Origin of the sequence: Streptomyces sp. CB01881 (genome assembly GCF_002953255.1) — a bacterium.
Lineage (GTDB): Bacteria > Actinomycetota > Actinomycetes > Streptomycetales > Streptomycetaceae > Kitasatospora.
Genome location: NZ_CP026498.1, coordinates 10,340,293 through 10,351,738 on the forward strand (window position 1 = coordinate 10,340,293; position 11,446 = coordinate 10,351,738).

The following is an 11,446-nucleotide window of genomic DNA, read 5'->3' on the forward strand; positions in this document are numbered from 1 at the left end:
CGGCGCGGAATGGGGTCCTTGGGCCCTGGGGCGGCGCGGCCCGGTCGGGGATGATGCGGAGGGCCCGCAGCTGGTGCGTGCCGCGTACGAGGAAGGCGGAGCCGCACGATGGCGAGCGAGACGACCGGCACCGGGGCGCCCGCGCCGGTCAGGGTGTTCCTGCTGGACGACCACGAGGTGGTGCGCCGGGGAGTCCACGACCTGCTGGACGGCGAGCCGGACCTGGAGGTGATCGGCGAGGCGGCCACCGCAGAACAGGCCCTCGTCCGGGTGCCCGCGCTGCGCCCCGACGTCGCCGTCCTGGACGTGCGGCTCGGCGACGGTGACGGCGTGGCCGTCTGCCGCGAACTGCGCTCCCGCATGCCGGACCTCGCCTGTCTGATGCTCACCTCCTTCGACGACGAGGAGGCGCTGCTCGACGCCGTGATGGCGGGCGCCGCCGGGTACGTCCTCAAGCAGATCAGCGGCACCGACCTGGTCGCGGCCGTGCGCACCGTCGCCTCCGGCCGCTCGATGCTCGATCCCGGCGCCGCGACGCGCCTGCTCAACCGGCTGCGCAACGACGCCGGACCGGCGCAGCCGGCCCCGCACGGGCCGGAGCTGACCGTGCGCGAGCAGGAGGTGCTGGCGCTGATCGGCGAGGGACTGACCAACCGCCAGATCGGCGAGCGGCTCTACCTCGCCGAGAAGACGGTGAAGAACCACGTCTCGCGGCTGCTGGCCAAGCTGGGGGTGGAGCGGCGCGTCCAGGCCGCGCTGATCGCCACCGAGGTGCGCCGGGCCGGCGAGGCCGCGCAGCCGGCTCGGCTGCGGACGCCCGGAGCCCTGCGCGGCTGAACCCGCCGGCCGGCCGCCGCCGCCCGTCCCGGTCCGGCGATCGGCCGTCGGTCTGCCCTTAGGGGCAGTCACGGCCGGGCCTGTTTTGTCGGACGACCCCCCATCCGGGATATTGGATCTTGGTCCCGCCGGGACCTGATGTTCCAGGTGACGAGATGTCAGGGGGATTTCTGATGGCACGGGTTGGATTCCTGCGTTCGCTGGCCGCGGCTGCGGCCGGTGTGGTGGTCGTGGCCACGGGAGCGACGGGTGCGGTGGCGGCGCCGGCGGCGGCGACAGCGGCGGTGCCGGACACCGCCGGGGTGCGTGCGGCGCTGCAGGCCGCGGTGAACGCGGGAGCGCCGGGCGCGTTCGCGGTGATCAGGGATCACGGCGCGACCGAGGGCAAGGTCTCGCTGACGGTCGGCAAGGCCGATCTGGACGGGACGCCGATGAACGCCGACTGGCGGTTCCGGGTCGGCAGCAACAGCAAGATGTTCACCGCGGTGCTGGTCATGCAGCTCGTCGAGCAGGGCAGGATCGACCTGGACAAGCCGCTGCGCGACTACCTCCCGGCCGGCACACTGCCCGAGGGCTGGACGATGACCGGCCGCCAGGTGATGGAGCACCGCGCCGGCGTCTACGACCACACCAACGACCTCCTGGAGCAGGCCGGGGAGGAGACCACCAGCGCCTTCGAGGCGCGCATCCGCCACAACGTCTACGACCCCGCGAAGCTGGTGTCGATGTCGGTCGCGCACGGTGTGCAGTACACGCCGGGGTCGCGCTACTCGTACTCGAACACGGACTTCGTGCTGATGGGCCTGGCGGTGGAGCACATCACCGGCCGCCCGTACGCCGACGTGCTGCGCGACGAGGTCATCGACAAGCTGGACCTGCGCCGGACGTCCTTCGAGGTGCCGGAGGAGGGGATCGAGGGGCGGCACGTCACCGGCTACCTGACCAACGACGACCGCTCCAAGCCGCTGCTGGACTCCACCGAGCAGACCGCCTCCTGGGTCTGGAGCGCCGGCGCGGTCGTCTCCTCCGCCCGTGACATGGACCGCTTCCTCACCACGCTGATGGCCGGCAGCGCCGGCGGGCTGGTCTCGGACGACTCGCTGAAGCAGATGACCAGCGTGCTGCCCACCCCCACCGCGAAGATCAGCTACGGGCTGGGGCTGCGGCAGATCGCGCTGTCCTGCGGCAACGTGTTCGGCCACGGCGGGATCGTCCAGGGCTTCCAGACCCAGTCGTTCACGACCCCGGACGGCCGCCGCAGTGTCGTCGTCTTCGCCAACGCCTCCAACAACGGCAGCGTGACCCAGGGCCTGATGAACGCGCTGGAGCCCGCCTTCTGCGGCAAGCAGCCCGCCCCCGCCGCCGCACCCCGCACGCTGACCTCGCCGGGGGCCGACGACGGGCGGCAGGGCGGCGCGGCGCCCCGCGACCTCGTCCCCGTCGTGGAGGACACCCGCATCTGACCCGCCGGGCCCGGTCGGCCGTGCAGGGTCGGCCGGGCCTGACCGGTCGACCCTGCACAGTCGGGCTGATCGCCGGGCACGACCTGCCGGGTGCGACCCGACACGGTTCGCGGCGGTGGCACGCGAGGCGGGAGTACGCCCCGCGTGCCGCCGCCGGCCGGTGCCGCCGCCGGCCGGTCCCACGGACGGTCGCTGTCACCGCCGGTCGGTCCTGCCGGCGGCCGGCACTACGGACCGTCGCTGCCACCGCCGGCCGGCACTACTGCGGGCCCAGCGGTGCCGACCACACCAACCGGGTGCCGCCGTCCTCGCCCGCCCGGAGCTCGAAGTCGCCGCCCGCCCTCTCCGCCCGCTCGGCGAGGTTGCGCAGGCCGCTGCGCCGCCCGCCCTCCGGCACCCCGACCCCGTCGTCCGTGACGGTGAGCCGAACCCGGTCGTCGGCCACCCGAAGGTCCACCTCGACCCTGCCCGCCCGGGCGTGCCTGGCCGCGTTGCTGAGCGCCTCACCGAGGACGGCCAGCACGTGGTCGGCCAGCTCCTGCGGCACGTCGGTGTCGAGCAGCCCCTCCATGGCGAGCCGCGGCGCGAAGCCCAGCGTCGTCCGTGCCTCGCCGACGACCCGGGTCGCGTGGGCCCGCAGGCCCCGGTCCGGCTCGTTGTGGGCGCGCAGCCCGAAGATGGTCGAGCGGATGATCTTGATCGTCTCGTCCAGGTCGGCGACCGCCCGGCCCACCCGGTCCGCCGCGCCCGGGCTCTCGATCAGCCGACCCGCGCTCTGCAGGGTCATCCCGGTGGCGAAGAGCCGCTGGATGGCCAGGTCGTGCAAGTCCCGGGCGATCCGGTCACGGTCCTCCAGTAGCGCCAACTGCTCGGCGTCACGCCGCCGTTCGGCCAGCTCCAGAGCGAGCGCGGCCTGGTCGGCGAAGCCCAGCAGCGGGCCCGTCTCCTCCGCCGTGAACGGTGGCCGCCCGATCGCCCGGGCCAGCAGCAGCACCCCCCGGCCGAACCCCGCGCCGGTACCCAGCGGCACCGCCACCGCCGGCCCGAGGCCGTCGAACCGCCCGGGCGGCCCGGCCGCGAACCGGGCGTCGCAGGCCAGCCCGTCACTGGTCACCGGTGAGCCGCAGGCGTACGCGGCGCCGGAGAGCGTGCCGTCCACCGGCACCGTCACCCCGAGCCGGACGCCCGGGTCGCCGCCCAGCGCCACCTCCACGGTCAGCTCCTCGGCCCGCTCGTCGGGCCCGGCCAGGGCGACCGAGACGTCGGCCAGCTCGGCCCCGGCGATCTCCCGCGCCCGGCTGGCGATCAGCTCCACCACCTCCAGCCGCGGCGCGCCCGACAGCAGGCTGCGGGTGATCTCCGCGCTCGCCCGGAGCCAGCGCTGGCGCCGCTGCGCCTCCTCGTACAGGCGGGCGTTGTCGATGGCCACCCCGGCCGCGACCGCGAGCGTGGCGATGACCGCCTCGTCGTCGGCGTCGAAGTCCAGCCCGCCGCGCTTGTCGGTGAGGTACAGGTTGCCGAACACCTCGCCGCGCACCCGCACCGGCACCCCGAGGAAGGTGTGCATCGGCGGGTGGTTGGCCGGGAAGCCGACGGACGCCGGGTGCTCGGCCAGCACTGGGCAGCGCAGCGGCCGAGGGTGGCTGATCAGCTCGCCCAGAATGCCGCGACCCGACGGCAGCGGCCCGATCGCCGCGATCTCCTCCGGCGTCAGGCCGACCGTCAGGAACTGCGAGAGCGTGTGTCCGTCCGAGCCGATCACACCGAGCGCGGCGTAGCGGGCGTCGACCAGGTCGGCGGCGGCCTCGACGATCCGGTGCAGTGCCTGGGCGAGGTCCAGCTCCCGGCCGACCGCCAGCACCGCCTCCAGCAGGCTGTGCACCCGGTCCCGGGTGCCGCGTGCCGCGTCGATCCGCCACTGGAGCTCCTCCAGCAGCTCGTCGAGGCGCAGCTGCGGCATCCGCGCGGCGCCGCCGTCCGCCCTGCCGCCGCCGTCCGCCCTGCCGCTGCCCGGGGTGCGGCCGCTGCCCGGGGTGCGGCCGGTGTCCGGGGTGTGGCCGCTGCCCGGGGTGCGGCCGCTGCCCGGGGTGCGGCCGGTGTCCGGGGTGTGGCCGCTGCCCGGGGTGCGGCCGGTGTCCGGGGTGTGGCCGGCACCCCGGGCAGGGCCGGTACCGTCGGCCGCGGGGCAGCCGGGGCCCGCCGGAGCGCCGGTGTCCGTCCGCGTGCCGTCCGTGCCCGCCCGCGTACCGTCCGCGCCGCCCACCGGCGTCCTCCTCGTCACTCTGCCCCGTTGTGTCCGGACCGTCCCCGGGTCGCCCGACCAGGAGGATTGTCGGATTCACGGTAGTGCCCGTGCCCACCCGGCCGGTAGGGCGGGGTCCGCCCCGTGAGCCGGTGCCGGCCGTGCCGCACGGGACCAACGGCCCTGCCGCCGGGGGCCCTGCGGCACTGGGCGGCACCCCGCCCCGGCGGCCAGAGTGGAGGCATCGGACGGTGCGTCAGGACGCGCCGCCCGACCCTGGTGGCCCGCAGCGGAAGGAATCCCCCTCATGACGCCCCCCGTTCTGGTCGGAGTCGACGGCTCGTCCGAGAGCACCGCAGCCGCCCACTGGGCCGCCGAGGAGGCGGTCCGCCGCGGCGCCCCGCTGCGCCTGGTGCACGCCTGGCCCTGGCTGACCGACGGCCGGTCCGCCTTCGTCGAGGAGGACTCGCCGCCCGCCGTCGCCCGGCGGATGCTGGCCGACACCGCGGCGGCCGTGCGCGACCGCCACCCCGGCCTCTCCGTGAACACCGACGTGGTCCTCGACGCCGCGGTGGACGGCCTGGTGTCCGCCGCCGGGAACGCCGGTCTGCTGGTGCTCGGCTCGCGCGGCCTCGGCGGCTTCGCCGAGCTGCTGGTCGGCTCGGTCAGCATGGCGACCGCCGCCCGCAGTGCCGCGCCGGTGGTGCTGGTCCGGCCGGTGCGGGAGCGCCCCGAGGCGGCGCCCGGCGAGCCCGGGGAGGTCCTCGTCGGCATCGACACCCAGGACCCGGACGACTCCGTGCTCGCCTTCGCCTTCCGGGAGGCCGGACTGCGCGGCGCCAGGCTCCGGGCCGTCCACGGCTGGGACCTGCCGCCGGCGTTCGCAACCGTGGGCTTCATCCCGTCGCAGGCCGACCTGGGCGAGATCGAGGCACTGGAGGCCAAGGGACTCGCCCTCGCCCTCGCCGGGTGGCGCGAGCGTCACCCGGAGACGGAGGTGGTCGAGGAGGTGCGGCTCGGCGCCGCCCGCGCGCTGGTCGAGGCCTCCGCGACGGCCGACCTGGTGGTGGTCGGCCGGCGCCGCCGTCCGCACGACCTGGGCCCGCGGCTCGGCCGGGTCGCCCACGCGGTGATCCACCACGCGTACGCGCCGGTGGCGGTGGTCCCGCACGACTGAGCGGACCGCCGGGTCCCCGGCGCCCACGGCTGAGCGGCCGGGCCCCTTACGAGGCCCGGCCGCTCAGCCGTGCTCTGCTGTCCAGCCATGTCCGGTCCCCGGGTGTCTCCGGCTCCCCGGGCGTCTGCGGCTACCCGGGCGTGCCCGGCTGGTGGGCCGCTGCGCCTGCCCTGCTCAGGCGCTGCGCCCGCCCCGGCTCAGCCGCTGCGCCTGCCGCCCGGCGGGACGACCTCGGCCCGCACCTTCAGGTCGGGGCTGTGGCGGAAGCTCAGCGTGAACTCCACCCACTGCCCGGCCCGCAGCGCCGGCGGACTGGTGATCATCAGGTCCGCGTCCTCCGGTGACATCGCCAGCTCGCCGCGCTCCGGCACCGGCAGCGCCGCGACCGGCTCCCAGCGGCCGGACGCGCCCTGGTGCCGGTGCCGCTTGAGCGTGATGCGTCCGCCGAACTCCCAACTGGCACCGGTCAGTTCGTCGGGAACATCGCCCGGGTTGCGGACCGTGAAGAACGCCGCGGTGGCGGTCGATCCGCCGGCCGTCGGCAGGAGCAGCCACCCCGGTCCGGCCTCCACCGGGCGCGGCCGCCCGGCCCCGCCGGCCGCCGTCCATCCGGAGAGCAGCGCCAGCGCCACCCCGGCCGCCGCGACCGGCGGTCCGACCGCCCGGACCCGCTCCGATGCCCGGACCCGCTCCGCCGCCCGGCCGGAGAACAGCGCCCTCACCGGCCCGCCCCCGGCCGCCGCCCGCGCCCGGCCCTGCCACCAGGGCCCTGGCCGCCCGAGCGACCCCGGCCGCCCGAGTGGCCCGGTTGGCCCGAGCGACCCGGTCCGCCAGAGCCGTCCCGGCCGCCCCGCCCCGGCTGCCAGGTGCGCAGCCGCAGGCTGTTCCCCACCACCAGCAGCGAGCTGAGCGACATCGCCACCGCCGCCAGCATCGGGTTCAGCACGCCGACCGCCGCCAGCGGGATCAGCACCACGTTGTACCCGAACGCCCACAGCAGGTTGACCCGGATCGTGGCCAGCGTCCGCCGGGCCAGCCGCACGGCGTCCACCACCGCCTCGATGTCGCCGCGGACCAGGGTCAGCCCGGCGGCGCCGATCGCGGCGTCACTGCCGGAGGCCAGGGCGACCCCGAGGTCGGCGGAGGCGAGCGCGACCGCGTCGTTGACGCCGTCACCGACCACCGCCGTCGTCCGCCCCGCGGCCTTCAGCCCGGCGACGACCTCGGCCTTGCGCTCGGGCGAGGCCGAGGCGTGCACCTGCTCGATGCCCAGCTCGCCGGCGACCGCCCGGGCCGCGCCGGGGCCGTCCCCGGTCAGCAGGACCGGCTCCAGGCCCATCCCGCGCAGCCGGTGGACCGCCCGCCAGCTGCCGGAGCGCAGCGTGTCGCCGACCGCGAGGACGGCGACCGGCCGCCCGTCCAGCTCCGCCACCACCGGCGTCCGCCCGGCCTCCCCGGCGCGGGTCAGTGCTTCGGCCAGCGCGGCCGGCAGCAGGCCCGTGGCGTCGTCCGGCCGGACCACCCGCACCAGCCGTCCCTCGACCGTGCCGGACACCCCGACTCCGGCGGTGGCCGTGAAACCGGCCACCGCCGGAAGGGGCCCGGAGCCGCACCGGTCCCGGGCCGCCCCCACGACGGCCCTCCCGATGGGGTGCTCCGAACGGTGCTCGACGGCTCCCACCAGCCGCAGCACCTGGTCCTCGCCCACCCCGGGCACGGTGGTCAGTTCGGCGAGCTCCATTCGCCCGGTGGTCAGCGTGCCGGTCTTGTCCAGCACCACGGTGTCGATCCGGCGCAGGCTCTCCAGCACCTCCGGACCACGTACCAGGACGCCCAGTTCGGCGCCCCGCCCGGTCGCCGCCAGCAGTGCGGTCGGCGTGGCCAGGCCCAGTGCGCACGGGCAGGCCACCACCAGGACGGCGACCGCCGCCGTCACCGCCGCCTGGGGGTCGGTCCCCGCACCGAGCCAGAAGCCCAGCACACAGACCGCCACCGCCAGCACGCAGGGCACGAACACCCCGGCCACCGCGTCCGCCAGCCGCTGCGCCCGGGCCTTGCCCGCCTGGGCGTCCGCGACCAGCGCGGTGATCCGGGCCAGCTGGGTGTCGGCGCCGACCGCGGTCGCCCGGACCACCAGCGCGCCGCCGACGTTGACCGTCGCGCCCGCCACCGCATCCCCGGGGCCGACCTCCACGGGCACGCTTTCGCCGGTCAGCAGGCTCAGGTCGAGCGCGGAGCCGCCCTCGACCACCACGCCGTCGGTGGCCACCCGCTCGCCCGGCCGCACCACGAACTCCCTTCCGGGCAGCAGCTGTTCGATCGGCAGCAGTCGTTCCTCGCCGGACTCCGGGTCGCGGACGCACACCTCCTTCGCCCCCAGCTCGGCCAGCGCCCGCAGGGCCGAACCGCTGCGCCGTCGCACCCGGCCCTCCAACAGCCGCCCGGCCAGCACGAAGAGCGGCACCCCGACGGCCGCCTCCAGGTAGACGTGCGCCGCGCCGCCGCCGTCCGCGGTCAGCGAGAACGGCATCCGCATGCCGATCGCCCCGGCCCCGCCGAACAGCAGCGCGTACGCGGACCAGCCGAACGACGCCACCACGCCCAGGCTCACCAGCGTGTCCATGGTCGCCGCGGCGTGCCGCAGGCCCTGCCACGCCCGCCGGTGGAACCCGGCCGAGCCCCACGTCACCACCGGCACCGCCAGCCCGAAGCAGACCCACTGCCAGGCCGGGAACTGCAGGGACGGCACCATCGACAGCACCACCACCGGGACGGCCAGCAGCGCCGTCACCAGCAGCCGCCACCGCTGCCCGGGCTCCTCCTCCCGGTCCGCCGGGGCCTGCCCGGCCACGGCCAACTCGGCCGTGTACCCGGCCCGTTCGACGGCCGCGACCAGCTCCTCGACGCCCACCCCGGCCGGGTGCAGCACCCGCGCCCGCCCGGTCGCCAGGTTGACACCGGCCGTGACGCCCTTGATCCGCGCCAGCCGCTTCTCCACCCGGCCCACGCAGGCCGCACAGGTCATCCCGCCGACCGCGAGATCGGTGCTGACCAGCACTCCGGCCTCGGTGTCCGCGACCGCGCTCACCGGCCCGCCCCCATGTCGTGCCCGCTCATCCCGGGTTTCCCGCCGCCCCCGCTCCCGGGCGTCAGCCCCGGCGACACCGGCCCGGCCGCCCGCCCCACGGCGAAGGCGACCCCGAACACCACCACCAACAGCAGGGCGAACCCCGCCAGCACACTCAACGGCCGGCCACCCGGCGACATCGCACTCACGCCCCACCAGTCGGCCCGCCACCTCCGTTGGTTCCCGTACGGTCGACATGGCCCTGGTCACACCACCGGCCGAGGGCGTCCCGTGCGGTCGGGCTGCGTGGCGGCCCCGCGCTCACCGGCCCACCCGCTGCTCCCGGCGATCCTGGTCATCGCGTTGGGGGTCCACCCGTCGGCGTTCCTGTGGTGACGGTCCCGGGCCAGGAGGTGCCGGTCCCTGGGGGAGGGACCGGCACCGGGTGGGTGTGCTGTGGCCGGGGGGTGGACGATCCGGGGCGCCGCCGAGCCGGTTCAGCGGCTCGGCCTCGTCGCCCCCGCACCGGCCGTGGAGAGCCGTTAGCCGATGAGCGGGCTGACAGCGTTGAAGCCGTTGTCGGGCCACATGCTGTAGCCGCTGGCGGTGTTGAGGGTGCCGTTGCCGTTGCCGGTCCAGAGGAGGAGGTTGCCGTCGGAGAGCTTGCCGGCGATGTCGGCCTTGCCGTCGCCGTTGAAGTCGTCGGCGACGAGGCTGTTGACGGCGTTGAAGCCGTTGTCGGGCCACATGCTGTAGCCGCTGGCGGTGTTGAGGGTGCCGTTGCCGTTGCCGGTCCACAGGAGGAGGTTGCCGTCGGAGAGCTTGCCGGCGATGTCCGTCTTGCCGTCGCCGTTGAAGTCCGCCGCCACCAGGTTGCTGACGGCGCCGAAGCCGGTGCCCGGCCACATGCTGTAGCCGCTGGCGGTGTTGAGGGTGCCGTCGCCGTTGCCGGTCCACAGGAGCAGGCTTCCGTCGGAGAGCTTGCCGGCGATGTCGGCCTTGCCGTCGCCGTTGAAGTCACCGGCGACGAGGCTGTTGACGGCGCCGAAGCCGGTGCCCGGCCACATGCTGTAGCCGCTGGCGGTGTTGAGGGTGCCGTCGCCGTTGCCGGTCCACAGGAGCAGGCTTCCGTCGGAGAGCTTGCCGGCGATGTCGGCCTTGCCGTCGCCGTTGAAGTCACCGGCGACGAGGCTGTTGACGGCGCCGAAGCCGGTGCCCGGCCACATGCTGTAGCCGCTGGCGGTGTTGAGGGTGCCGTCGCCGTTGCCGGTCCACAGGAGCAGGCTTCCGTCGGAGAGCTTGCCGGCGATGTCCGTCTTGCCGTCGCCGTTGAAGTCCGCCGCCACCAGGTCGCTGACGGCGTTGAAGCCGTTGTCGGGCCACATGCTGTAGCCGCTGGCGGTGTTGAGGGTGCCGTTGCCGTTGCCGGTCCAGAGCAGGAGGTTCCCGTCGGAGAGCTTGCCGGCGACGTCGGCCTTGCCGTCGCCGTTGAAGTCCAGACGGGGGTGGGCGGTCACCGGCGGGGTGGTGGGGGTGTCGACGATGCTGTTGTTCCGGGCGGGCCGGTAGGTGCCGTACCCGGGGAAGTACGGGTAGGGGATGGTGCGGTGGTGGACGCCGCTGCCCGTGAACTCGTAACCCACGTAGGAGGTGTGGCCCGGGTCCGCCCAGTGGTCGAACATGATGATGTGGCCGCTGGCGCCGGCCGCGTCGTTCAGCAGCGCGTCGCCGGGCTTGAGGTCGCCCTTGTTGATCCAGGAGGCGACGCCGCTGGGGACGAAGCTGGTCGTGTCCAGGCCCGGCGTCCCGAGCTTCCAGGCCATCGAGACGTAGCCGGAGCAGTCTTGGCGGTAGCCGTCGTGGTAGGTGGTCCAGCTGTAGCCGAGGCCGAGGTTGACCCATGAATCGGCCCGGGCGAGGGCCTCGTCCCGGGTGATCCGGGCCGAGGCGAGCGTGGCCGCCGCACCCGACCCGGGTGCGGCCTGGCTCTTGGGCCAGGTGGACGGGCCCTGACCCGCGCCGCCCTTGTCGTTCGTCCCGGGGACCGCCGTGCCCGCTCCGACCGGCTCCGGCCCGGCGTGTGCGGGGGCGGCACCGAGGGTCAGCGCGGAGAGCCCGGCCGCGAGGAGCGTGGCGGCGAGGCGGACGGCGGGACGCGAAACAGACATGGAGGTCTCCAGACCGGGTGATGGGATGCCAGGACGGTAGGCGCCGTCGCGGCGGCCGCCGCCATGCGACGGCGCGGGAGAACCGGCCTGCGCTGCGCGTACAGGACAGGCCGTGGGAGGGCGCTGGGCGAGGCCCGGGGGCCCGCTCCGGCCCGCGTTCTCGGGGTGCGGTGAGCCGGTTCCCCGGCTGACGACCACCAGATTTCCAGCAGCTCCGGCCACCCGGAAGGGCTTCCGACCGGACGGAACGGGCCCGGGCCGGTTCCGGCCACCCGCCGTCGCCCGTCGCGGCCGTCCCACCCGAACGGGGGAGCAGGGGTCGCCGAGCGGGGTGGTTGTTGCGAAGCATGGGGCGTGCGGGCCGCCGGGCCCGAGGTGATGAGTTCGGGAGAGGGATCCTCGGTGCGCGAAGTTCAGGATGTGCCGAAGCGGGGCGGCAGAGCGGTGCGGGCGGTGGCGTTCGTGGCGGCGGTGGGCGGGGTGGGGGTGCTG

Annotated in this window: 8 protein-coding genes; 3 read left to right on the plus strand and 5 right to left on the minus strand. The window is 75.5% G+C overall.

The annotated features are described in order from the left end of the window. Nucleotides 1-108 precede the first annotated feature (108 nt). Together C2142_RS34490 and C2142_RS34495 are read left to right on the plus strand one after the other, a co-directional pair. The gene (locus tag C2142_RS34490; protein ID WP_148646802.1) at nucleotides 109-837 is read left to right on the plus strand and encodes a response regulator transcription factor; all 729 of its coding nucleotides are present in this window, start codon (nucleotides 109-111) and stop codon (nucleotides 835-837) included. Nucleotides 838-1,010: 173 nt separating this feature from the next. Further along, nucleotides 1,011-2,300 (plus strand): serine hydrolase domain-containing protein, encoded by a 1,290-nt coding sequence (locus tag C2142_RS34495; protein ID WP_162002631.1) that lies wholly within the window; start codon nucleotides 1,011-1,013, stop codon nucleotides 2,298-2,300. Nucleotides 2,301-2,559: 259 nt separating this feature from the next. On the opposite strand, the gene C2142_RS34500 is transcribed toward C2142_RS34495, so the two are convergent. Continuing rightward, on the minus strand, nucleotides 2,560-4,260 hold the full coding sequence (locus tag C2142_RS34500; RefSeq protein ID WP_148647201.1) for a GAF domain-containing protein: 1,701 nt from the start codon (nucleotides 4,258-4,260) through the stop codon (nucleotides 2,560-2,562). 589 nt (nucleotides 4,261-4,849) lie between these two features. Here C2142_RS34500 and C2142_RS34505 point away from each other — a divergent pair. Further along, nucleotides 4,850-5,719, plus strand: a complete 870-nt coding sequence (locus tag C2142_RS34505) for a universal stress protein (protein ID WP_148646804.1) — start codon at nucleotides 4,850-4,852, stop codon at nucleotides 5,717-5,719. Nucleotides 5,720-5,916: 197 nt separating this feature from the next. Here C2142_RS34505 and C2142_RS34510 read toward each other — a convergent pair whose 3' ends face one another. The 4 genes from C2142_RS34510 to C2142_RS34525 form a co-directional block, all read right to left on the minus strand. Continuing rightward, a complete protein-coding gene (locus C2142_RS34510; RefSeq protein WP_148646805.1) occupies nucleotides 5,917-6,441 on the minus strand; it encodes a copper chaperone PCu(A)C in 525 nt (174 codons plus the stop codon). Further along, nucleotides 6,438-8,807 (minus strand): heavy metal translocating P-type ATPase, encoded by a 2,370-nt coding sequence (locus C2142_RS34515; RefSeq protein WP_346766409.1) that lies wholly within the window; start codon nucleotides 8,805-8,807, stop codon nucleotides 6,438-6,440. Before C2142_RS34515 ends, C2142_RS34510 begins: the two co-directional genes overlap by 4 nt. Next, on the minus strand, nucleotides 8,804-8,965 hold the full coding sequence (locus C2142_RS34520) for a hypothetical protein (RefSeq protein ID WP_241002951.1): 162 nt from the start codon (nucleotides 8,963-8,965) through the stop codon (nucleotides 8,804-8,806). Before C2142_RS34520 ends, C2142_RS34515 begins: the two co-directional genes overlap by 4 nt. A gap of 363 nt (nucleotides 8,966-9,328) precedes the next feature. Next, complete coding sequence (locus C2142_RS34525) at nucleotides 9,329-10,954, minus strand: VCBS repeat-containing protein (RefSeq protein WP_148646806.1); 1,626 nt, start codon at nucleotides 10,952-10,954, stop codon at nucleotides 9,329-9,331. Nucleotides 10,955-11,446 lie beyond the last annotated feature (492 nt).

Bases quoted from the DNA above. Each gene is read 5' to 3' on its own strand.
- C2142_RS34490 (WP_148646802.1), top strand. From the start codon at position 109: ATGGCGAGCGAGACGACCGGCACCGGGGCGCCCGCGCCGGTCAGGGTG.
- C2142_RS34495 (WP_162002631.1), top strand. From the start codon at position 1,011: ATGGCACGGGTTGGATTCCTGCGTTCGCTGGCCGCGGCTGCGGCCGGT.
- C2142_RS34500 (WP_148647201.1), bottom strand. From the start codon at position 4,260: ATGCCGCAGCTGCGCCTCGACGAGCTGCTGGAGGAGCTCCAGTGGCGG.
- C2142_RS34505 (WP_148646804.1), top strand. From the start codon at position 4,850: ATGACGCCCCCCGTTCTGGTCGGAGTCGACGGCTCGTCCGAGAGCACC.
- C2142_RS34525 (WP_148646806.1), bottom strand. From the start codon at position 10,954: ATGTCTGTTTCGCGTCCCGCCGTCCGCCTCGCCGCCACGCTCCTCGCG.